Origin of the sequence: Pseudomonas sp. GM102 (genome assembly GCF_000282555.1) — a bacterium.
In the GTDB taxonomy this organism is placed as follows: domain Bacteria; phylum Pseudomonadota; class Gammaproteobacteria; order Pseudomonadales; family Pseudomonadaceae; genus Aquipseudomonas.
In genome coordinates, this window is the sequence record NZ_AKJB01000090.1 from 53303 (window position 1) to 73763 (window position 20461).

At 58.1% G+C, this 20461-nt stretch carries 24 protein-coding genes; 13 read left to right on the plus strand and 11 right to left on the minus strand.

The window, feature by feature from the left end; genetic code table 11:
* Window positions 1–30 precede the first annotated feature (30 nt).
* Window positions 31–873 carry a transporter substrate-binding domain-containing protein gene (locus tag PMI18_RS07345; RefSeq protein ID WP_007904460.1) on the minus strand — a complete coding sequence of 281 codons (843 nt, stop codon included), beginning with the start codon at window positions 871–873 and terminating at the stop codon, window positions 31–33.
* Window positions 874–1125: 252 nt separating this feature from the next.
* Between PMI18_RS07345 and PMI18_RS07340 the strand changes: the two genes are divergently transcribed.
* A complete protein-coding gene (locus PMI18_RS07340) occupies window positions 1126–1986 on the plus strand; it encodes a LysR substrate-binding domain-containing protein (RefSeq protein WP_007904461.1) in 861 nt (286 codons plus the stop codon).
* A 5-nt stretch (window positions 1987–1991) separates the two neighbouring features.
* On the opposite strand, the gene PMI18_RS07335 is transcribed toward PMI18_RS07340, so the two are convergent.
* Entirely contained in the window at window positions 1992–3011 is a 1020-nt protein-coding gene (locus PMI18_RS07335; RefSeq protein ID WP_007904462.1) for an ABC transporter substrate-binding protein, read from the minus strand.
* A gap of 152 nt (window positions 3012–3163) precedes the next feature.
* Window positions 3164–3379 carry a TOBE domain-containing protein gene (locus PMI18_RS07330; protein ID WP_007904463.1) on the minus strand — a complete coding sequence of 72 codons (216 nt, stop codon included), beginning with the start codon at window positions 3377–3379 and terminating at the stop codon, window positions 3164–3166.
* Between the two features lie 232 nt (window positions 3380–3611).
* Here PMI18_RS07330 and PMI18_RS31285 point away from each other — a divergent pair, with 232 nt between their 5' ends.
* The gene (locus PMI18_RS31285) at window positions 3612–3773 is read left to right on the plus strand and encodes a hypothetical protein (protein WP_007904464.1); all 162 of its coding nucleotides are present in this window, start codon (window positions 3612–3614) and stop codon (window positions 3771–3773) included.
* Entirely contained in the window at window positions 3770–4417 is a 648-nt protein-coding gene (locus tag PMI18_RS07325; RefSeq protein WP_007904465.1) for a helix-turn-helix domain-containing protein, read from the plus strand. The genes PMI18_RS31285 and PMI18_RS07325 overlap by 4 nt, the downstream gene beginning before the upstream one ends.
* 155 nt (window positions 4418–4572) lie before the next feature.
* Here the strand turns inward: PMI18_RS07325 and PMI18_RS31600 are convergent, their stop codons facing one another.
* Both PMI18_RS31600 and PMI18_RS07315 read right to left on the minus strand, forming a co-directional pair.
* Window positions 4573–5085 carry a hypothetical protein gene (locus PMI18_RS31600; protein ID WP_081499883.1) on the minus strand — a complete coding sequence of 171 codons (513 nt, stop codon included), beginning with the start codon at window positions 5083–5085 and terminating at the stop codon, window positions 4573–4575.
* Between the two features lie 323 nt (window positions 5086–5408).
* Window positions 5409–5807 (minus strand): DUF1801 domain-containing protein, encoded by a 399-nt coding sequence (locus tag PMI18_RS07315; protein ID WP_033036768.1) that lies wholly within the window; start codon window positions 5805–5807, stop codon window positions 5409–5411.
* A gap of 188 nt (window positions 5808–5995) precedes the next feature.
* On the opposite strand from PMI18_RS07315, the gene PMI18_RS07310 reads away from it, so the two are divergent.
* The 9 genes from PMI18_RS07310 (at window position 5996) to PMI18_RS07270 (ending at window position 13317) form a co-directional block, all read left to right on the plus strand.
* Window positions 5996–6481: a cupin domain-containing protein gene (locus tag PMI18_RS07310; RefSeq protein ID WP_033036769.1), complete on the plus strand. Its 486-nt coding sequence runs from the start codon at window positions 5996–5998 to the stop codon at window positions 6479–6481.
* 503 nt (window positions 6482–6984) lie between these two features.
* Window positions 6985–7761, plus strand: coding sequence for an ABC transporter substrate-binding protein (locus PMI18_RS07305; protein WP_007904471.1), 777 nt, complete (start codon window positions 6985–6987; stop codon window positions 7759–7761).
* A 105-nt stretch (window positions 7762–7866) separates the two neighbouring features.
* The gene (locus PMI18_RS07300; protein ID WP_032830789.1) at window positions 7867–8556 is read left to right on the plus strand and encodes an ABC transporter permease; all 690 of its coding nucleotides are present in this window, start codon (window positions 7867–7869) and stop codon (window positions 8554–8556) included.
* Window positions 8557–8568: 12 nt separating this feature from the next.
* Window positions 8569–9267, plus strand: a complete 699-nt coding sequence (locus PMI18_RS07295) for an ABC transporter permease (protein ID WP_007904476.1) — start codon at window positions 8569–8571, stop codon at window positions 9265–9267.
* Between the two features lie 9 nt (window positions 9268–9276).
* Entirely contained in the window at window positions 9277–10389 is a 1113-nt protein-coding gene (locus tag PMI18_RS07290; RefSeq protein WP_007904478.1) for a succinylglutamate desuccinylase/aspartoacylase family protein, read from the plus strand.
* 18 nt (window positions 10390–10407) lie between these two features.
* The gene (locus PMI18_RS07285) at window positions 10408–11172 is read left to right on the plus strand and encodes an ABC transporter ATP-binding protein (RefSeq protein ID WP_007904480.1); all 765 of its coding nucleotides are present in this window, start codon (window positions 10408–10410) and stop codon (window positions 11170–11172) included.
* Between the two features lie 127 nt (window positions 11173–11299).
* Window positions 11300–12208, plus strand: a complete 909-nt coding sequence (locus tag PMI18_RS07280; protein WP_007904493.1) for a MurR/RpiR family transcriptional regulator — start codon at window positions 11300–11302, stop codon at window positions 12206–12208.
* Window positions 12209–12499: 291 nt separating this feature from the next.
* Entirely contained in the window at window positions 12500–12952 is a 453-nt protein-coding gene (locus PMI18_RS07275) for a thiol-disulfide oxidoreductase DCC family protein (RefSeq protein WP_033036772.1), read from the plus strand.
* Window positions 12949–13317 carry a DoxX-like family protein gene (locus tag PMI18_RS07270; protein WP_007904496.1) on the plus strand — a complete coding sequence of 123 codons (369 nt, stop codon included), beginning with the start codon at window positions 12949–12951 and terminating at the stop codon, window positions 13315–13317. The genes PMI18_RS07275 and PMI18_RS07270 overlap by 4 nt, the downstream gene beginning before the upstream one ends.
* Before the next feature lie 14 nt (window positions 13318–13331).
* Here the strand turns inward: PMI18_RS07270 and PMI18_RS07265 are convergent, their stop codons facing one another.
* Window positions 13332–13823, minus strand: coding sequence for a DUF2269 family protein (locus tag PMI18_RS07265; RefSeq protein ID WP_007904497.1), 492 nt, complete (start codon window positions 13821–13823; stop codon window positions 13332–13334).
* Window position 13824: 1 nt separating this feature from the next.
* Window positions 13825–14952 (minus strand): saccharopine dehydrogenase NADP-binding domain-containing protein, encoded by a 1128-nt coding sequence (locus PMI18_RS07260; RefSeq protein ID WP_007904498.1) that lies wholly within the window; start codon window positions 14950–14952, stop codon window positions 13825–13827.
* A gap of 203 nt (window positions 14953–15155) precedes the next feature.
* Between PMI18_RS07260 and PMI18_RS07255 the strand changes: the two genes are divergently transcribed.
* Window positions 15156–16418: a hypothetical protein gene (locus PMI18_RS07255; RefSeq protein ID WP_007904499.1), complete on the plus strand. Its 1263-nt coding sequence runs from the start codon at window positions 15156–15158 to the stop codon at window positions 16416–16418.
* Window positions 16419–16640: 222 nt separating this feature from the next.
* On the opposite strand, the gene PMI18_RS07250 is transcribed toward PMI18_RS07255, so the two are convergent.
* The 4 genes from PMI18_RS07250 to PMI18_RS07235 form a co-directional block, all read right to left on the minus strand.
* On the minus strand, window positions 16641–17510 hold the full coding sequence (locus PMI18_RS07250) for a sugar phosphate isomerase/epimerase family protein (protein ID WP_007904509.1): 870 nt from the start codon (window positions 17508–17510) through the stop codon (window positions 16641–16643).
* Window position 17511: 1 nt separating this feature from the next.
* Complete coding sequence (locus PMI18_RS07245) at window positions 17512–18753, minus strand: NAD(P)/FAD-dependent oxidoreductase (protein ID WP_007904515.1); 1242 nt, start codon at window positions 18751–18753, stop codon at window positions 17512–17514.
* A gap of 18 nt (window positions 18754–18771) precedes the next feature.
* Window positions 18772–19092 carry a MocE family 2Fe-2S type ferredoxin gene (locus PMI18_RS07240; protein ID WP_007904516.1) on the minus strand — a complete coding sequence of 107 codons (321 nt, stop codon included), beginning with the start codon at window positions 19090–19092 and terminating at the stop codon, window positions 18772–18774.
* Window positions 19093–19241: 149 nt separating this feature from the next.
* On the minus strand, window positions 19242–20354 hold the full coding sequence (locus PMI18_RS07235) for a fatty acid desaturase family protein (RefSeq protein ID WP_007904517.1): 1113 nt from the start codon (window positions 20352–20354) through the stop codon (window positions 19242–19244).
* Between the last annotated feature and the right edge of the window lie 107 nt (window positions 20355–20461).

Genomic DNA, 20461 nt, shown 5'->3' on the forward strand with positions numbered 1-20461 from the left:
GCGGCTTATTGAAACGATGAGGTGAACCGGTCAGGCACCGTTGGCCTGGAACTGTTTCTGTAAATCCACCAAGGCTGGTGACGCGGGGGTGATGCGATTGCGGGTCTGGGCTTCGATCAGCCAACCGCTGCGATGCAGTTCCTTGACGATGGGGTCGAGTCGAGCCTGGGTATCGCGTTCGCCTGGTCGGGTCCAGATCACTGAAGGGGCCGGGTTGAGTTCCGGGCTGAGCGCGCGATAGCCCTGCCATTCGGCGTTGTCGGCGATCAACGGGTTGATCAGCGTGGCGTCATGCACCGCCGCGACGCAGTTGTTGCCACGCAGCGCGAGCAAGGATTCCGACGAGCTCTTGAAGGCCTTGATTTCAACGCCCAATTCGGTGAGCGGCTTGATGTAGCTGCTGCCTTGGGAGGTGCAAACGGGTTGGCCTTTGAGGTCTTCCCAACGGGTGATTTTGCTGTCCTTGAGCAGCGCCGCGGAACCGCCAACGCGGTAGAACGGCGTCGGCACAAAACCGAGAATCTCGCCGCGTTCGGCCGTCCATTCCATGTTGGCAATCAGTAGATCAACTTTGCCCTGCTGCAAAAACTGCACGCGGTTGGCGGGCAGTACCGGCACCAGTTGCACCTCGGCGCCCAATTGCCGGCCCAACTCCTGAGCGAGGTCAACGTTCAAACCCCGTGGCTTCTGGGTACCCGGATCGATACTGCCAAAGGGGCCGCCGGACAGTACAACCCCCACTGTCAGCACATGGCGTTGCTGGATCTTGTCCAGCGTTGCATCAGCCTGAGCACCGGCACTGGCGGCCAATGAGATCACGGCGCCCAGCAAGGCAGGCAACAATCGTTTTACAGGTGAGTGCTCAAGCAACATGGATTTCCCCTCATGGAATGATCGGCGTCCCCCGACCTGATGTGAGGGCATCCTAGGTACAGCATTGGTGTAACGGAAATTCAAATATCTAATATCGTTATAACTTGCCGTATTGTCGCTAAACGACAATCTTAGAAACCCCAGCAATTACTGGAATTTGTGTCTTACACAATAAAATATCGCCAAAAATACATAAATAAATGTAATGTTTATGTTTGCAGCCTTGATATAAAAACAGCCTCGGGAATGGCCATGTCGACCTCATCTACCCTCGATCTCGAATTACTGCGCACCTTCATTGCCGTGGTCGATCACCACAGTTTTGCCGAGGCCGGCGCGCAACTGGCTCGCACGCAATCGTCGGTCACCCAGCACATGCAACGCCTGGAACAACAAGTCGGGGTGAGCCTGTTCGAGAAGCGCGGGCGACAGAAGCAACTCACCGAACCCGGTTTGCAGTTGTTGCGCCATGCACGGCAGATGCTTTCGCTCAACGACGATGCATTGAACTCGCTGCGCGAAAGCAACTTGAGCGGTGTATTGCGCATCGGCTCGCCCCATGACATTGCCGATACCATCCTGCCGCCGATCCTCAGCCACATCGCCCGCTCGGCCCCTCGTCTGCGCCTGGAAATCGATGTCGGCCGCAGCCCGTTTTTGATGGATGACCTGCACCGGGGCAAGGTCGACATGGTGATTTCCACTCGCGAAGACCCGACGCTCGAAGGCTTTGCCTTGCGCACCTCGCCGGTGTGGTGGATCTGCTCGGCGCAGTACATCCATACGCCCGGCGAACCTTTGCCGCTGATCCTGGTGGATGAGCCGAGTATTTATCGTCGGTACGCCCTTGAGGCACTGGAGCGCGCCAATATTCCATGGCGGCAGGCGTACCTGGCGTCGAACCTGATCGGCATCAAAGCCGCGACGCGTGCCGGGCTGGGCGTCACGCCCAGAAGCATGGAAATGCTCGGCCCGGACATGCGCGTACTCGGCGAGACCGATGGCCTGCCACGGCTGCCGGACGTGACCTACCACTTGTGGATTCGGCCCAACACCGTGAATCCGCTGGTACGTCGAGCCTATGAGTTGATCAGAAGCAGCCGGGGGCTCTGACCCGCTCAGCTTCCCTCGCTGCTGTGTGCTTCTTCAAAGAAGTAATCCTTCCAGCTGGCAGCCTTGTTTTTCAGCACACCGAGTTCCTGGAGTTTCTCGGCGTAGATGAAGGTGCGCTGGGGCACAACGGTGAAGTCGATTTCAGGGTCGGCGACGATTTTCTCAACCAGTGGCAGCGCCAGCTTCGATTGTTCCACCCGGATGTAGGTCTGGGCGGCTGCAGGCTTATCGGCCTTGATTATTTTCTCGGCCTCGGCGAGTGCCGCGTAAAACGCCTTGTAGGTTTTCGGGTTTTCGTCGTGGAATTTCTCGGTGGTGTACAGCACGTTAAACGTGGCCTGGCCACCCAATACGTCGTAGGAACTCAGCACCTTGTGTACGTTGGGACTCTGCAGCTCCTGGTACTGGAACGGCGAACTGGAGAAATGTGAGTTGATCTCCGAACCGCCGGCAATCAGCGCCGACGTCGCATCCGGGTGGGCGAGACTGATCGAGATGTCGTCAAACTTCTTGAAGTTTTGCGCGCCAAACTGTTTCGCCGTTTCGATTTGTAAAGTGCGCGACTGGAAACCTACCCCTGCAGCCGGTACCGCGATGCGGTCCTTTTCGGTGAAGTCCTTGAGGCTTTTTACGTTCGGATTATTGGTCAGCAGGTAATTGGGCATCGACCCCAGCGAGGCGATGGCCTTGACGTTTTGTTTGCCCTTGGTCCGGTCCCAGATCGTCAGCATCGGCGACACGCCGGCCGACACCACATCCAGCGCACCGGCCAATAACGCCTCGTTCATCGCCGTGGCCCCCGAGATGCTGCTCCAGTCGACTTTGATGTCGAGGCCCTGCTCCTTGCCATGTTTCTCGATGAGCTGCTGATCGCGCACCACATCCAGGATCAGGTAACCGATACCAAATTGCTGGGCAATGCTGATTTTGCCTTCGGCCTGAGCGCCGGGGCTGAGTAACGCACTCACCGCAGCCACGGAGGCTGCCAACCGTGTCAATGCGGAGCGCTTGAAAGGAGTCGCCATGAAAACCTCAACGTTATGGAAGTCAAGACGTAGACCCTGTAGGAGCGAGGCTTGCCCGCGAAGAATGCACCGCAGTTTTTCAGGTATCACGCGTCATCGTTCTTCGCGGGCAAGCCTCGCTCCTACAGATTTTCGTCGCTCAAATTTCAATTTCAGAGCTTGGCGATCGACACCTCGGTGGATTTGACGAAGGCAATCACTTCGCTCCCCACCTTCAATTCAAGGTCGCGCACCGAACGGGTGGTAATCACCGAGGTGACGATCCCGGAAGCGGTTTGCACGTCGATTTCGGACACCACTTCGCCCTCTAGTATTTCCTTGATGACACCCTTGAACTGGTTGCGAACGTTGATCGCTTTGATGGTCATGATGAGGCTTCCTGTCTGGTGTCGCGCGCATCCACATGGATGTGCAGGCCCTCAAAGTGCACCACCTGAACCGACAACAAAAGGAATAGATAATTATCTGCTTATTCCTTAATGGAATATTAATTTAAATAACAAAAATGAATTAACAAATACAAAATCAGTATTTATCGTTATAAAAATATCCAAGTACTCTCAGCCCATCCCGTCATTCATCACCACAGTGAAGTGCCCCATGAATCCGACTGACAACCTCATCGACTTCGCCAGTTACCGCAAACGCAAACAGGCTCAGCAACGGGCGCGGGCCATGTGGGAGATGTATGCACGTAACGCCGGTCTACAGGCCTATCAATGGATTCAGGCCGCTCATTCGACCGAGACCCGTCACGCATGAACGCGCAGCAACCCTCGCGTTTTCTGGCGAGTGCAGACGAACCCGTGACGGACTTGAATAATCTGGAGCCACTGGAAGAAGACCCGATCTGTGAGCGAGTCGCACAGAACCTGCAACGGCTGCGGGGCAAGCGTCACTTGTCCCTCGACGCGCTGGCCCGACAATGCGGTGTGAGTCGGGCAATGCTCGCGCAGATCGAGTCCGGACGCAGCGTGCCGTCTATCAAAGTGCTGTGCAAAATTGCCAAAGGCCTGAAGGTCTCGGTGGCCGCCTTTCTGGAGCATCGGGCCTTCGAAGGTGTGGCCGTGCTGTCGGCGCGTGAGAGCAAACGCTTGGTCAGCGCCAGCGGAGCCTTCGTCAGCCGCGCCCTGTTCCCGTTCGACGTGGCACGCCAATCGGAGTTTTACGAACTGCGCCTGAGCCCTTTGGGCGAAGACCACAGCGAGGGGCATGGGCCCGGTGTCCAGGAGAACCTGGTGGTGTCGCAGGGTGTGCTGGAAATCAGCGTCAACGATGAACGTTACCTGCTGTCTACCGGCGACTCGATCCTGTTCTACGCCGACCAACCCCACCGCTACCGCAACCCCGCCGACAGTGAGGCCGTGGCTTATCTGGTGGTGACATACCCGGAACGGCTGGATTAATCGCCTGAAAGAGCAATGAACATCCAACATTGATATTGGCTAATACTCTGCCTTCGCGGGCAAGCCTCGCTCCTACGGGGGGATGTGGTGTCTGCTGGAATGAAAAAGCCCCCGTAACCGTAAGGTCGCGGGGGCTTTTTTTGTGTTGTCAGGGATCAGCAGGTGCAGCACATCAGCGGCATGCCATTGCAGCTCATCATCATCGGCATGCTGCAATCGTTCATCATTTTCATCATCAAGTCGCAGCAGCTTTTCATCACGTCCATGTTCATGCCGGCCATCGGCATGATTTTGCACATCATGCCGTCGGCCATCATGGTGCACTCCATCACGCACTTCATCGACGGCATCGGCATGCCCATCATCGGCATTGGCATCATCATGTTCATCATCGGCATGGCCATGCTCGCCTGGGACATGCACATCATGCTCATGTTGGCGCAGTGCATCATCATCGGCATGCCGCAGTTCATCATCATCTGCATCATTTCAGCGCTGTTCTTGAACATGGCCATGTCCATGCCAGCGGCCGGCATCATTTTGCACATCATGCCGTCGTCCATCATTTCGCAGCTCATGGTCGCCATCATCATCGGCATGCCCATCATTGGCATCATCGGCATGTTGGCGTTCATCATCGGCATTGGCATCTGCATGGCGTTCATCATGGTGTAACTCCCTAAGCGATTCGATAGTTGGACGAAGCTGATGGAGGCGGATTCTAAGGACTGGCGAAGGGACGACAAGATGATGGCCGAGCAGCAGGTTTTGACGTTGAAACCGCTTTAGTGTCGCGGTCGGTACGGCGCCGTCTGTTATAGCGGCGATAGCGTCTTCATCGCATACAGAAGCAAAACGAAGACGCGGTTTTATCAGTTACGGATATTCGCCCCAGAGCTATATAAAGAACCGAAAGAAATAATCGATCTAAACAGTGCCGATTTTTTTATCCGAGAACTCTGGAGTCGATCAGTTAGCCGTATAGAACAATTTACTTCGACGTATTGAGCGCCACCGCCGCACGAATCAGGGCCTTCAACGCTTCTTCATCAATTCTCTCGCCTTCATGAATATCAATGGCACGTCGGGTGTTGCCCTCGAGGCTGGCGTTGAACAGACCTGAAGGGTCCTCCAGCGAGGCACCTTTGGCGAAGGTCATCTTTACGACATTCTTGTATGTCTCACCGGTGCAGATGATGCCGGCGTGCGACCACACCGGAACCCCTCTCCACTTCAATTCCTCGACCACTTCAGGGTCCGCCTGCTTGATCAGCGTTCGAACCCGAGCAAGGGTCTCACCCCGCCAGTCAGTCAGCTCCTTGATTTTTGCTTCTATCAGTGCGGAGACGGAGCCTCCCTCCTCGCCGTCTTTTGGGTCGATCTTCTTCATGATGGTTGTCACCCCCAGGGTGGGCGCCGGTAGGACCAGGCCAGCATAAATCATGCTTATGCGTTATAGCACTGGTTCACAATGGGTATATCCGCGCTCCGGCATTCGGCTACCGTCAACGTATATATGACTTGATTGCACAGGCTCTGCTCCTGTGCGCTGAGGCCCCCAGACACGAGGAAACCATGATGATTGCCCACAAAGCGGCCGCTGTTTTGTTGGCCTTGCTCAGCCCTTCCTTTCTGACATTGACCGCCCTGGCCGAGGAAGCGGGTTTTATTGCCGCCACCTCATCCGGACTCAATTGGAAACCTGCGCCGGCAGTGGGCCCCGGCGCAATGATTGCCGTGATTGAAGGTGATCTGAAAGCCGCCGAGCCCTTCACCCTGCGCTTGAAGCTGCCGGCCAATACAAAAATCGGCGTGCATACCCATCCCGTGACCGAACGCGTAACCGTTATCTCGGGCACCTTCTACTTCGCCACCGGAGACACCTTCGATCCGGCACGGGCCAAGGCCTATCATCCGGGTGACACCCTGATCATTCCTGTCGGCATGTCGATGTTCGGCGCCAGTCGAGAACAGGAAACCGTGCTTCAACTCCACGGCACAGGGCCTTGGGGGATCACTTACCTCAACCCGGCGGACGATCCCAGGAACAAAAAAATGCAGTGAGCGCTAGCCAGGCACAATGAATCAATCATGCCTGGCCGCCGCACTATCATCCCTGCGAGACACTTTTGAAGTCCGGCAACAGGCTTTTGGCTGGGTTCTTTGGAGACGCTAGCATCCCACCCTCTCATGGATATTGCCTGAAGGTCCTGTTCGCCGTCGCGGCGTCTGAAATGGTTGGCGTTGGGAAACCCTGAACGACGAAACACCCGCTGAAAAATTCAGCCAATCGGTCGCATCACCGGTTGAATCCACACCAAAAAACGGTCATTCGCCTCCCCCGGAATAATCTTTCTGATCCCCGCAGAACCGGTCAACAGTGCCCACGCTAACCGGGCACTGTTGCGCTTTGCCACGCCCCGAACTGATATGAATATTTTCACAAGTATTGAAAATTGATTTTTATTGTGTCATTTATAGCCTCGCCGATCACAGGACTGATCCGCCGCGCCAACCCGGATGGCGGGCACCCGTACCCCCAAAATGCCCTCCAAGGAGTCAACAATATGAACAAGACAGAACTTCTAGGTGCTCTGGTGCTATGCGCTTTCAGCTTCCTGGCACATGCCGACGAAGACAGCCTGCGTATCGGTATCGAAGCCGCCTACCCTCCCTTCTCCTTCAAGACACCAGAGGGCAACGTCAGCGGATTCGATTACGACATCGGCAACGCCTTGTGCGAAGAAATGAAGGTCAAATGCGAGTGGGTGATTCAGGAGTTCGACGGCATGATCCCGTCGCTCAAAGTGCGCAAGATCGATGCCGTGCTGTCGTCGATGTCAATCACGGAAGACCGGATGAAGTCCGTGGACTTCAGCAAAAAGTACTACCACACACCGGGCAAGTTCGCGATGAAGGCCGGCAACCTGATCAATGACCCTTTGGTGGACCTCAAGGGTAAGAAAATCGGCGTGCAGCGCTCCTCGACTTACGATCGTTTTGCCACCGAGCAACTGGAAAAAGCCGGCGTCGTCGTGGTGCGCTACTCCTCACAAAATGAAGCCTTCCTCGATCTCGCCTCGGGTCGTCTGGACGCCACCCTCGCCGACATCGTCAACACCGATGAGAGCTTCATCAAAACACCGGCGGGGCAGGGTTTCGCATTGACAGGGCCCGACATCAACGACCCGAAATATTTTGGCCGGGGCGCCGGGATCGCCGTGCGCAAAGGCGACAGTGCCAACGTTGCGCGCCTGAGTGCCGCGATTGACGCCATTCGCGCCAATGGCAAGTACCAGCAAGTGATGGCCAAGTACTTCGCGTTCGATATCTACGGCGAGTAAGCCTTACCCCTGCCCCCCTGACCCAAGACCCGGCGACGGCCCATCGCAGGCGTCTGTCGGGGCTTGTCTTGCGCGCCTCGCGGCGCTCGCTTGAGGAACTTCATGATGCTTCACGGCTACGGATCGAGCATTCTCGATGGCGCCTGGCTGACCATAAACCTGGCCTTGACGTCCATGTCCCTGGCAATTGCCCTGGGGCTGATCGGCGCGGCATTCCGATTGTCACCACTCAAATGGCTGGCCGTGCTCGGGGAAAGTTACACCACCCTGATTCGCGGTATTCCAGACCTGGTGCTGATCCTGCTGATTTTCTACGGTGGCCAGGATCTGGTGAACCGCATCGCCCTGGCGCTCGGTTACACCCGCTATATCGACATCAACCCCTTTATCGCTGGCGTCTGCACCATGGGCTTCATTTTTGGTGCCTACCTCTCGGAAACCTTTCGCGGCGCCTTCATGGCGATCCCCAAAGGTCAGGCCGAGGCTGGCGTGGCCTATGGCATGGGCGGTGCGCAGGTGTTCTGGCGAATTCTGGTACCGCAGATGATTCGTTTCGCCATTCCCGGGTTCACCAACAATTGGTTGGTACTGACCAAATCCACCGCGCTGATCTCGGTGATCGGCTTGCAGGACATGATGTTCAAAGCCAAGAACGCAGCGGATGCCACACACGAGCCATTCACGTTTTTCCTCGCGGTAGCGGCGCTGTATCTGATGCTCACCAGCCTGTCCTTGCTGGTGCTGCGCTATCTGGAAAAACACTACTCGGTCGGCATCAAAGCCGCCGAATTGTGAGGGAAACCGCCGATGATTCTCGACTACAACCTGATCTGGGAAAACCTGCCGCTGTACTTCAATGGCGCCTTGTTAACCCTCAAAGTCCTGTTCATTTCCCTGGCCCTGGGTTTGGTATTGGCGATTCCACTGGCGCTGATGCGGGTGTCGCGATCACCGCTGATCAACTTCCCGGCCTGGCTCTATACCTACGTGATTCGCGGCACGCCGATGCTGGTGCAACTGTTCCTGATCTATTACGGCCTGGCGCAGTTCGAAGCCGTGCGCCAAAGCGTGCTCTGGCCTTACCTCTCCAGCGCCACCTTTTGCGCCTGCCTGGCCTTCGCGATCAACACCAGTGCCTATAGCGCCGAGTTGCTGGCCGGCAGTTTGAAATCCACCCCCCATGGCGAGATCGAAGCCGCCAAGGCCATGGGCATGTCACGCCTGACCCTGTATCGCCGCATTCTCATGCCATCGGCCTTGCGCCGGGCATTGCCGCAGTACAGCAACGAAGTGCTGATGATGCTGCAAACCACCAGCCTGGCCTCCATCGTCACCCTCGTCGACATCACCGGGGCCGCGCGGACTGTCAGCTCACGGTTCTATCTGCCGTTCGAGGCGTTTATCACCGCCGGGCTCATCTACCTCGCCCTGACCTTCATTCTGGTGCGCCTGTTCAAGTTGGCCGAGCGCCATTGGCTGGCGTATCTGGCACCGCGCAAGTACTAAGGAGCTGTTATGGAGCACATTCAATACCGCTTGCCGTGGAGTGCATCGGGCACCGAACGCACGCTGACGCTGTTTCGTTTTGGCAGTGGACCACGCAAAGCGTACATCCAGGCGTCATTGCATGCCGACGAGTTGCCGGGGATGCGCGTCGCCGTCGAGCTCAAGCGCCGTCTTCTGGAACTGGAAACACAAGGCCGCCTGAGCGGGGTGATCGAGTTGGTGCCAATGGCCAACCCGATCGGTATCGCCCAGATGTTCCAGGCCACCCATCAGGGGCGCTTTGAGTTCTCCAGCGGCAAGAACTTCAATCGCGAGTTCCCGGAGTTGGTCGATGCCGTCGCCCCCCTGTTGGAAGGCCAATTGGTAGACGATGCCGACGCCAACGTCGCACGCATCCGCCGCGCCATGGGCGATGCCCTCGCCGCCATGCCAGCACCGACCTCGGAACTCGACGGCCTGCGTCGCTTGTTGCTGCAGCATGCCTGTGACGCCGATGTGGTGCTGGACCTGCACTGCGACTTCGAATCGATCATGTTGTTGTATGCGATGCCGCAACATTGGCCACGCTTGCAGTCACTGGCCGCTCGCCTCGGCGCCGGGGTCACGTTGTTGGCCGAAGATGCGGGCGGCAGTGCCTTCGACGAAGCCTGCGCAATTGCATGGTTACGCCTGGCTGAGCGGTTTCCTGAAGCCAATATTCCCCTGGCGTGCATGGCCACCACCATCGAATTGCGTGGCATGGCAGACACCGAGCGCGGGCAATGCGTCGACAGTGCACAAGCCATTCTCGGGTATCTCGCCGAACAAGGCCTGATCAGCGGTGACTGGCCAGCGGCACCGCCGAGCCATTGCCAGGCCATGCCATTCGCCGGCGCGCAGTACGCCTGTGCGCCCCATCCGGGTGTGGTGAGTTTTCTGCAACCGCTGGGCGCGCAGGTCAAGGTTGGCGATCCGCTCTTCGAGGTCATCGACCCGCTGACCGACCGCCATAGCGTGGTGAACGCCAGTACCGACGGGATTCTCTATGCCCGCGAACGGCTGCGTTATGCCCAGCCTGGATTGTGGTTGGCCAAAGTTGCCGGTTCTACCCCCATTCGCCAGGGTCGCTTGCTCAGCGACTGATGCCAGAGAGTTAAAACCATGTACAAACTCGAAGTTCAAGACCTGCATAAAAGCTACGGCGCGCACCAGGTGCTCAAGGGCGTGTCCCTGCAAGCACAGGCCGGTGACGTGATCAGCATCATCGGTTCCAGCGGCTCTGGCAAAAGTACGTTCCTGCGCTGCATCAACCTGCTGGAGCAACCCAATGCGGGCAATATCGTACTCAATGGCGAACCGCTCAAGCTGGTCGCCAACAAGCTTGGCGGGCTGAAGGCGGCCGAACCCAAGCAGTTGCAACGCATGCGTTCACAGCTATCGATGGTGTTTCAACACTTCAACCTCTGGTCACACATGAGCGCTCTGGAAAACGTCATGGAAGCCCCGGTGCATGTGCAGGGCCTGGGCAAGAAAGAGGCACGGGAAAAGGCCGAGCACTACCTTGATAAAGTCGGGGTAGCCCACCGCATGAACGCCTGGCCGGCGCATATGTCCGGTGGCGAGCAGCAGCGCGTGGCCATTGCCCGCGCACTGGCGATGGAACCGCAAGTGATGCTGTTTGATGAGCCGACGTCGGCGCTCGACCCCGAACTGGTCGGCGAAGTGCTTAAAGTCATGCAGGATCTGGCGCAGGAAGGCCGCACCATGGTGGTGGTGACTCACGAAATGGGCTTTGCCCGAGAGGTGTCGAACCAACTGGTGTTCCTGCACAAGGGCGTTGTCGAAGAGCGCGGCGACCCGAGCGAGGTGCTGGTCAACCCGCAATCCGAACGCCTCCAGCAGTTTCTGTCCGGGAGTTTGAAGTAAGACCGCCGCCCACCCATCCACGGCTCGGCGCTGCCCTGACAAGGCAGGCTTGGGATACACTCCAGCCAACCTTGTCAGGGCATCAGGCACAGCCCTTCTTTCACCTTCAGGAAATGTTGAGCTGGATATGCCAACCCCATCGAAAGACACCACTGTCTATGCCGCGCCGGTCATGCGCAAACTGACGGAAATCGTTTCCGAACTGCCGCCGTCACTGCGCAAGGTGGCGGACTTTATCCTGCGTCACCCGCTCAAGGCCGCGACACTGACCATCGAGGAGATGGCTCACGAGACATTGACCTCACCCGCCGCCGTCAACCGTCTGGCCAAAGCACTGGACCTCGGTGGCTACAGCGGCATGAAGGCCGAGCTGGTCGCAACGTTGCAGCAGATGGTGTCGCCGGTCGACAAACTGCGCAACGAACTTGCCCATCGCCCCGGTGGCGCGTTTGGCCTGCATGAACAACTCCAGAGCGCCAGCAGCAACCTGGCCACGGCAGTGACCAACAACCACGCCGACACCTTTGAAGCCTTCGTCACTCGCCTGACCACGGCACGCAAAATCTACATTCTGGGGTTCGGCAACAGTGTTTACTTCGCCGGTCTTGCTGCCTCGACCCTGATGCCCTTTTGTGCGGACGCCGCGGCCATCAGCATGGAAGGCGGCAACGAAAACGCCGCTTACCGTCTGGCCGCAATCACCGACCAGGACGTGTTGCTGGCGATCTCCCTGCCGCGCTACTCCCTCGACACCCTGCAACTGGCACGCTTCGCCAATGAACGTGGCGCATCGGTGCTGGCCATTACCGACTCCCCCGCCTCGCCGCTCACCGGCATTGCCGAGCACACGCTGTTTGCGCCTTGCGATCACCCGGTGCTGACCAGTTCCAACATCGCCGTGCTGGCCTTGATCGAAGGCTTGGTCGCCGGCGTGATGGCGCGCAATAAAGAAGCGGTCAAACTGGCAACCGAACTGACTGAAAGCGTGATGTCGTACCTGCACATCCCTGCCAGCGGTAAACCACCGAAAAAGTGATTCCGTTCTGGTTTTTACCTGATAGACCCGTGCGGGAGTGGTCTGGAGATGCTTTCTTCGCCGCCCACCTGCTGAATCACCTCGGGTTTGGTAGATACCTTGACGGCAAATTCAATCAAGCAGTGATAGAAATCCAACACCCGCTTTCTTGCTGATTGCGGTCTTGCGCTACCGTCACCTTTGGGTCCGTTAACGGCCCTTCGTGACTGAAAGCAACCGGCCAAACGCAGACTTTAACGCTGATACGCGGTTATGATCCGGGATAACCAGGCTCCCTCGGACCCATTGCTTATGCCAGCCTCGCAAATCCGCCCCTCTCCCGCCCCCCTGCTCAAGCCAGGAGAAACTGTGGTCTTGTTCGACGGAGTCTGCAAATTGTGCAATGGCTGGGCGAGGTTCTTGATTCGCCATGACCGCCAGCGGCGCGTGCGGTTGGCGGCGGTTCAGTCACCCGAGGGGCAGGCCCTGCTCGCGTGGGCAGGTTTGCCCGTGGATCAATTCGAGACCATGGCAGTGATCCGTGACCGACATTACTGGGAGCGTTCAGACGCATTTTTCGAAGTCATCGCCCAATTGCCCGCACTCTGGCGCCCCGTGAACCTCTTGCGCATCTTCCCTCGCAAGCTTCGAGATTGGGCATACGACCGCATTGCGCTTAATCGTTATCGGCTCTTCGGGAAATACGACAGGTGCCTGTTGCCGGATCCTGATCATGAACAGCGCTTTTTGAAAGCGCCCCTATGAACGCCCTCACACGCATTAACTGGATCGCCCGTGGGGGGCTGGCGTTCATGTTTGGCTACCACGGTCTGATTCCCAAGTTGCTGTGGCTAAGCCCGGGCGAGCTGACAATGATCCAGTCTCACGGGATCACTCAGGTTGAGCTGTTCGCCAATATTGCCGGGGTCGCAGAGATTGCACTGGCCTTATGGATACTGCTCGCGCCGCGCAGTGGCTGGCCTCTTGCCGTCGCCGCGACGGCGCTATTTGGCCTGCTGCTGGATGTGGCGATTTTCAATCCATCAATGCTCAAGGATGCCTTCAATCCGGTCTCGTTGAATGTGGCGGGACTTGCCCTGTGCGCAGTGGCCTGGAACACCAAGTCTTGAGCCAGCCGATCCTGCTATCCCAATAGCTCGACCAGTTGCACCGGCGTCATCTTCGTCACCATCATCAGCACAATCACAAACATCCCGACAAAACCGACTACCCCCATCCACAACCATTTTTTGTACACGGATCGGTATTCATCATCGAGTCCGTTTCCAGCCTCAACCGCGCACGACGCCATCAGATACAGCCGCTTCTGCAGCACCAATACCGGCAGCCAAAGCGAACCCACGCAGAAGAAGATAATCAACGAAGTCAGCACCCATTCCGTGGTCATGGGAAGTCCGGAGAGCCTCATCAGCAAGTAGCCCGTGATGATCTGAATAAAGCCTGCCGGCGTGGTGATCCAGGTGTCGAAACGCACGACCATTCGGGCCACATGCGCAATCACTTGAGGGTTGGCCGTACGGCTGGCTGCGATCAGGTAGAGGTAGGAGCCCATGCCGAATCCGAACAGGAAAATCGCGGCGATGACGTGGAGGTACTTCAGGCATAGATAGAGCATCTCAGCGCGGCTCGTCAGAGAACTGCACGGACAGGCTCAAATTGTCCGGATCGTTGATCGCTGCCATGTATTCATCGACAGTAATTTCGCCCACACAAGCCCGGGCACCGGGTTGCGGCACATACCCCTGGGCCATTTTCGCGGCCAAGGCTACAGCTGCGCAGCTTGGGATCTCCGGACCTTTGTCATTCATGGCCGTCAGTTGCACGGTCATGGCCAGCGGTTTCCCATCAACTCCCATGCCCTGAACGTCGATGTACATCGCGCTTTTACCATCGCCGAAGCGTTCAAACCTGGTCCCCAGCCGATGCAGTCTTGCGGCCCAAAGGGCATGGTCGCGAACCAGCCCGATCCTCAGCGCCTGAGCCAGCAGATAGTTGGCGACACCCCCAAGCTTCAAGCCTGCGCCGGCCTTGAAGCTCAGGGTTTGCGCGCCATAGCGGCCGATGAAAATATCCATGTCCGGCACATCGACGTTGGCCAGCACCCGAGTGCCCAAGTGCGGCATCTTGCGAAGCGTCAGATCCTGCCAACCCAACACTTCATGCACCTTGCCATTCTTGAATTGCTTGATCGGTTTACCTGCGTAGGCGAGTACGCCTTCGACGGTCGACAATCCCGGTATCTTCGCCGAAGAGGATATGCCGTGCTCGATCGAGTCGATACGACTGAAGCGAGAGCGCTGCTGATCGATGATGGCTGACGAAAGCGTCGGCACTGAACTGCAGCCACTGAGGATCGCCACTGCGGCCTGTTTCGCCTGGGCATCGAGTACGCCAACGCCGTTGACGAAGGTTCGGCAATCCGACAGGTCGCAATAGTTCACGCCAGCGTTTATGCAACTTTCGGCGACTGCATAGGATTGCCCCTGAAACGGGCCGCCGGTATGGATGACCAACTGGATGTTCATCGAGCCCAAAACGGATTTGAACTCAGTGCCCATGGCATTGCCGCACCAACTTTCGGCGACAGTGCCCGATTGGCTTTTCAACTCATCGACTTTGCGCTGCAACTTGTGTGGATCGCGGCCCGAGATCACCAGCTCCACATCTGGCATCGTCGCCAAATGCCTGCAAACGATGCTACCGAAGTTTCCGTAGCCACCGACCACCATCACCCTGAACACCATTCAACTCTTCCCTAACTGACAGGCTGCTTTCAGCCAATAACGAACGTGGTTTTCAAGTTTTACCCCATAGCGACATTGGAGTGTAAAGCAACCCGGTGGACGATCGTGACTTGCACAGGAACGACTGGAGTTCACCCTCCAGTTTCTGGATAATGGCCATATGCCGTCATCCGTACAGCCCACTGATAAGGACATCCCGTTCGATGAAGTTGCCGTCCTCTGCTCTGCTCCTCGCTTGCGCTCTGCTCCTGCCCATCGTCGCCCAAGCCAGCGATTCTGCGCTGACCGAAACGTTCAAGGCCTTCACCCGCTGCGATGCCAGTTTCTTCTCCAGCCTGAACACCCACCGTGATGCCTGGGGGGCGTTTGCGCCGCTTAAGCAGGAAAAAGATGCGGCGTGGATAACCGTTAAAAGCCGCGGCAGCAGCCCGGAAAATTCAGTGTCTCTGCGCGGTACGCCGATCGTTGCCGGTATGAAACTGTTGTCCTATGTCGACGAGAGTAACGACCTCGGCCAACTGGGTCACTACTATTTCTGGGGCTTCATTGTTGAAGGCGGCATAGACGAAGTGGCTAAGCGCCTCGCGCCGCTGATGGAGCAACCTGGGCAACTGCAGAATGTAGGCTCGTCCTATGTGCGCAGTGAACTCAAGGTCGGTGACCAATGGCGACTCATCCAACCGCAGCCAGGCACGGCGCCGGGTAACAAACGTGTGGAACGCATCTTGATCGTCGAGGCGCAAGGCAAACAGGGCACTCAGTCGCGGGTCAATTGTTCCCTGCAAGGCGCCGTTGACGGTGCGATGCTTACCCAACTGCGCCCGGACATCACGCCGGCGGATTATCCTCAGCCACAACCGGATACGAGCATTGCCGGTGTCGCCGTACCGGAAGACGTGCTCAAGCGCCTCGACTCGCCTCTGCTCAAGCCGAAATTCAAAACGTTGAGCTACACCTACGCCACCAGGACAGGCAATGCGATCAAGGATCGTCCGGTGACGGTTGAGTACACCGCAGATGGCGGTTTGCTGAAGAAGAACGAGATCTACAGCAAAACCTTCCACGTCGAGCGTCTCACCCAGGCGGGCCTGATTCAGTTGAAGTCGAAAATGAACGGCGTAGGCGATGGACGCGTGTTGCTCACCCGCGAACTTGAGGTTAAGGCCCCGACGAGCTGGAGCCCCGGCCAGACGTTGAGCGCTCGCCTGGTCATGGAAGAAGTGCCTGCCCGGCCAACCGACAAACCCATGAAGCTGTCGACGACTTGCACCGTGGGTCAGCGCTTCCCTGCCCGGCAAGTATTCGCCTCACTGACCGGCGATGCCATCGCGCTTGAGTGCGAACAGGGCACCAGTAAAACCTCCAACGCCTTTATCGAGGATTTGGGGGTTTCCCTGACGCTGGAGTCGACGTGGGACAAATCGAATAGCGTGTACACGTTCACTGCAGTGGATGTTGTGCGTTAAGCAGTCATCGAGACTGAGGCCTAGACACGCTTCTGGATGTAGCGACTGCATGGGCGGCCGCCAGCACCAAGAGCCCGTTGTCGAGCGCTTCTGAATCAAATGTATGGCAGCGCTGTGCGGCTATTTTGCAGATGCGCCGCCCAAACCCGTCCCCGCCTGACCAAGGACAGGCGAAAGGATCGAGTTTGCTAAACGTCCGCTATGGGGTTGAAAGTGCCTACCCTACGCCACTCCTGCATTAAATCCCCCCCCATCATTTGACCCCGCCCGACAATCATCCCAAACCTCACGTATCACCTCCTTAAGCATCAGCGCCTCGGCCCAGCGATCGGTGATGTCGCGTCCATCGGCACCGGTGATGGCATAAGGTGGCGGGCCGAGTTCGCAGGTGAAGGACAGGCTGGCGGGCGTGTTCGGGCGGGCCAGCCAATCCTCTATTCCATAGCGCCACCAGCCCAGGAAACGTTCCAGCCAGGGTCGATGCTGGGCGAAGCTCAGGGGCACCTGGACCTGTTCGCCGTTGGCGACACGCCCATGAAAACCCCAACTGTGGCGCAGGATGGTGTGGATCTGTTCGTCGTCTTCGGCGGTGGCCGGCTCTGGCAGTTCGCGGCCTACGACATAGTGGGACAGGTCGGCCAACAGTTTGAGATTGGGCATTTCCTCGAGAATGTCGAGGGTGAACAACAGGTCATTGGTGAGGCGATAACGGTGGGTTTCCAGCAGAACGGGAAAGTCCACCTGCTCGGCCAGACGCTGCCAGCCTTCGATCAGTTCGATAGCTTGCTTCAGCGTGCGCGGCCGCACGTCTGCTTGCAGCGTGAGGTGGTGGCAGCCGTAGCGGGCCGCGACGTCGATCGCTGCCGCCAGATCATCCACGGTGCGGGGGAACACCTGCCCTTCGATTTGCAGGCCTTGCGCCTTGGCGGCGGCATGCAGGCGTGCGGCATGTGGCGCGACCCAGAAATGGTCGGTGATGCCGTCGAAGCCGGCGGCGGCGATTTTCTCCACTTGCGCTTCCAGGGGAAGGTCGCATTGGCCGCGGTGATCTTGCATGGCCCACTGGGACTGAAAGACCAGGAATTCACGCATGTCAGTTCCTCAGCAGTTGTTTGAGCGGTACATCGGCGTCGGCCAGAGCGTCTACCGAAAGGAGGTTACGGTGAGCGATCAGCCGTTCGCACAGCTTGATGTCCTTGGCGATGCTATTCCCCTGCCCCCAGCCGCAAGCGCCTTGCAAACGTTGCTCGGCATCGAGGTAGAACAACAGGAATCCGCCACCCGGTGTTATCCGGCTCGCCGTGGGTTGTGTGTTTGCGATCATGCCCACGGTCTGCAATCCCCAGTCGTATTGATCGGACCAAAAACCGGGAATGACCTCGAAAGGCAGCTCGCCGCCCAACAGATTCAGGGCGGCGTGACGACCTTGGGTCTCGGCGTTGCGCCAGGTTTCCTGTCGCTGGAAAACGCCTTGCGGGTGCAGTCGAAACTCACAGACATCGCCCGCCGCAAAGATGTCCTGCGCGCTGGTGCGCAGTTGGGCATCGACGCGAATGCCCTGGCCGACCTCAAGTCCTGCGGCCGCGGCCAGTTCAATGTTGGGTTGCATGCCGATGCCCACCACCACCAAGTCACAGGGCAGCAACTCGCCGTCGACCAGTTGCACGGACTCAACGTGAGTAGTGCCCTGCACCGCCTCAATCGCCACATTCAGCCGGACATCCACGCCCTGACTGCGATGCAGGTCCAGCAGGACACTGGACAGTTGCTCCGGCAACACCCGACCCGCCAAGCGCGGACCGGCCTCGAGCAAGGTCACGGTGCAACCCAAGGCCCGGGCGGTGGCGGCGACTTCGAGCCCGATGAAGCCGCCACCGATGATCACCACGCGGGTGTCAGGTTGCAACGAAGCGCGCAGTGCCAGGGCCTCGTCATGGGTACGCAGATAATGCACATTGAGCAGGTGCTCGGGCACCGAGGCGAGTCTGCGCGAGCGCCCTCCCGTCGCCAATAATAGCCGGGCGTAATGCAGCCAACTGCCGTCAGCCAGTTGCAGACGATGCTGCTGCGGATCCAGGCATTTCACCGGGTTGCCGGCCAGGTGTTCGATGTCCAGTTCGGCGAGCTGAGCGGTATCGCACAGGCTGTAACCCGCCAGATCGACCGTGCCCTGCAACAGCCCCTTGGACAGCGGCGGACGTTCATAGGGCGCGTGGGACTCGTCGCCTATCAGAATCAGGCGACCGCTATAACCTTCGCCGCGCAGGGTCAGGGCCGCACGGCCACCCGCATGCCCGGCGCCGACGATGACCAGTGGAGCATTGGCAGGATTCATGGCACAGACTCCGTGCAGTTAAACCGTGATGGCGAGCAGCACACGCCCCGCCTCGACCCGGACTTCATAGGTCTTGAGATTGACGCACACCGGTGCGCCAAGGGCTTTGCCGGAGCGATAGTCGAAACGCCCGTTGTGCTTGGGGCACTCGACGACATGGTCCATCACCAAACCATCAGCCAAGTGGATGGACTCGTGGGTGCACAGGCCCGCGGTGGCGAAAAACTCGCTGTTAGCGGAGCGGTAGACGGCATAGGTGTGCTGGCCATGGTCGAAACGAATGACATCTTCATCGTCGATATCGTCCACGGCACATACATCGATCCATTGATCGGTCATGGCGTTTTCTCTTGTAGTGGTACAGGCAGGAAGGTGTCATGTGGGAGCGGGCTTGCTCGCGAAAGCGGTGTATCAGGCGACATCGATGTTGACTGTGACGCCGTCTTCGCGAGCAAGCCCGCTCCCACAGGGGTTGTGCCTATTGGATGTCAGCCCGGCATTGCTTCAGGTTGTGCCCGGACGGTTGCGGCGGGTTTGGTGCTTTGTGGCAAAGGACGAGAGACGAAATACGTCGGGTCTTTGCGCTGCTTCCAGATGGTCGGGAGGATTTCCTTGAAAGCCTCGAACAGGCTGGTGTAAGGCGGCGGGCAGTCACGGCGAATCTCCTCGTGAAGCTGCGCCAGCGCGTGAAACGGCACCATCGGATACATGTGATGCTCAAGGTGATAGTTCATGTTGAGGTACATAAAGCGCAGCACCGGGCCCATATAAATCGTGCGGCAGTTGCTGCGGTGATCGAGTACGTCCTCAGCCAGGCCGACATGCTGCGACAGGCCGAACAGGTAGGAGAGCCAACCGCCATAGAGGGTCGGCAGGCCGATGAACATCAGCGGCAACCAGCTCTGCAGATAAACCGCAGTACCCACGGTGAGCGCATAAATCACCAGCCAGACGCGTGCGTCCCTCACCACCTTGGGCCACTCGGATTCGGGGATGAACGTCTGCTCTTCTTCACCCATCCGCCCTACCGCGTGCTTGCAGACTGACCACATCGTGTTCAACGCGTAAGGCATTCTGAACAGGCTCAGCACCATATTGATCAGGCTTGGCGGACGTGGTTCGACAATCTCTGGATCGCGGCCGACGATCACGGTGTCGGTGTGGTGCCGTGCATGGCTCCAGCGCCAGACTTGGGGTTCGAACATGAACATGAAGCTCGACAGCTGATAGATCGCGTCATTCATCCAGCGGGTCTTGAACGCCGTACCGTGACCCGCTTCGTGCCAACGGGCATTGGACGCCGTGCCGTAGAGCAGCCCGTAGACGAAGAAGAACGGAACGCAGGCCCAGGAGCCCCAGAACCAGTAACCACCGACCCCGGTCACGACCATCGCCGACAGCCAGATCGCGGTATCCAGCAAGGCCGGGCCATCGCGGCGCTGCATTAATTCCTTCATGCGTTTACGAGAAATGGGGGATTGGTACCAGCTTGCCGATACCAGGCCTTTTTGCGCCGCTCGGGCGGCTTCGGGGCCGGTCAATCGATAATCCCGAGGCTTGGGTTTACCGGGGTTTTCAAAGGCTGCGTTTTGTTCAGGCATTTTATTGTTCTCCGCAAGCTTGATTATTTTAGGCACTTTTCGACGCGGGATCACATCGCTGGGGAAAATATAGAGAGCGCAGAAATCACCCTCAAGCCCTTGAATAC

Bases quoted from the DNA above. Each gene is read 5' to 3' on its own strand.
- PMI18_RS07330 (WP_007904463.1), bottom strand. From the start codon at position 3,379: ATGACCATCAAAGCGATCAACGTTCGCAACCAGTTCAAGGGTGTCATC.
- PMI18_RS07340 (WP_007904461.1), top strand. From the start codon at position 1,126: ATGTCGACCTCATCTACCCTCGATCTCGAATTACTGCGCACCTTCATT.
- PMI18_RS07260 (WP_007904498.1), bottom strand. From the start codon at position 14,952: ATGGTGTTCAGGGTGATGGTGGTCGGTGGCTACGGAAACTTCGGTAGC.
- PMI18_RS07275 (WP_033036772.1), top strand. From the start codon at position 12,500: ATGCCAGCCTCGCAAATCCGCCCCTCTCCCGCCCCCCTGCTCAAGCCA.
- PMI18_RS07295 (WP_007904476.1), top strand. From the start codon at position 8,569: ATGATTCTCGACTACAACCTGATCTGGGAAAACCTGCCGCTGTACTTC.
- PMI18_RS31285 (WP_007904464.1), top strand. From the start codon at position 3,612: ATGAATCCGACTGACAACCTCATCGACTTCGCCAGTTACCGCAAACGC.
- PMI18_RS07235 (WP_007904517.1), bottom strand. From the start codon at position 20,354: ATGCCTGAACAAAACGCAGCCTTTGAAAACCCCGGTAAACCCAAGCCT.
- PMI18_RS07280 (WP_007904493.1), top strand. From the start codon at position 11,300: ATGCCAACCCCATCGAAAGACACCACTGTCTATGCCGCGCCGGTCATG.
- PMI18_RS07310 (WP_033036769.1), top strand. From the start codon at position 5,996: ATGATTGCCCACAAAGCGGCCGCTGTTTTGTTGGCCTTGCTCAGCCCT.
- PMI18_RS07250 (WP_007904509.1), bottom strand. From the start codon at position 17,510: ATGCGTGAATTCCTGGTCTTTCAGTCCCAGTGGGCCATGCAAGATCAC.
- PMI18_RS07255 (WP_007904499.1), top strand. From the start codon at position 15,156: ATGAAGTTGCCGTCCTCTGCTCTGCTCCTCGCTTGCGCTCTGCTCCTG.
- PMI18_RS07290 (WP_007904478.1), top strand. From the start codon at position 9,277: ATGGAGCACATTCAATACCGCTTGCCGTGGAGTGCATCGGGCACCGAA.
- PMI18_RS07300 (WP_032830789.1), top strand. From the start codon at position 7,867: ATGCTTCACGGCTACGGATCGAGCATTCTCGATGGCGCCTGGCTGACC.
- PMI18_RS07305 (WP_007904471.1), top strand. From the start codon at position 6,985: ATGAACAAGACAGAACTTCTAGGTGCTCTGGTGCTATGCGCTTTCAGC.
- PMI18_RS07335 (WP_007904462.1), bottom strand. From the start codon at position 3,011: ATGGCGACTCCTTTCAAGCGCTCCGCATTGACACGGTTGGCAGCCTCC.
- PMI18_RS07240 (WP_007904516.1), bottom strand. From the start codon at position 19,092: ATGACCGATCAATGGATCGATGTATGTGCCGTGGACGATATCGACGAT.
- PMI18_RS07270 (WP_007904496.1), top strand. From the start codon at position 12,949: ATGAACGCCCTCACACGCATTAACTGGATCGCCCGTGGGGGGCTGGCG.
- PMI18_RS07265 (WP_007904497.1), bottom strand. From the start codon at position 13,823: ATGCTCTATCTATGCCTGAAGTACCTCCACGTCATCGCCGCGATTTTC.
- PMI18_RS07315 (WP_033036768.1), bottom strand. From the start codon at position 5,807: ATGAAGAAGATCGACCCAAAAGACGGCGAGGAGGGAGGCTCCGTCTCC.
- PMI18_RS07325 (WP_007904465.1), top strand. From the start codon at position 3,770: ATGAACGCGCAGCAACCCTCGCGTTTTCTGGCGAGTGCAGACGAACCC.
- PMI18_RS07345 (WP_007904460.1), bottom strand. From the start codon at position 873: ATGTTGCTTGAGCACTCACCTGTAAAACGATTGTTGCCTGCCTTGCTG.
- PMI18_RS07245 (WP_007904515.1), bottom strand. From the start codon at position 18,753: ATGAATCCTGCCAATGCTCCACTGGTCATCGTCGGCGCCGGGCATGCG.
- PMI18_RS07285 (WP_007904480.1), top strand. From the start codon at position 10,408: ATGTACAAACTCGAAGTTCAAGACCTGCATAAAAGCTACGGCGCGCAC.
- PMI18_RS31600 (WP_081499883.1), bottom strand. From the start codon at position 5,085: ATGATGAACGCCATGCAGATGCCAATGCCGATGATGAACGCCAACATG.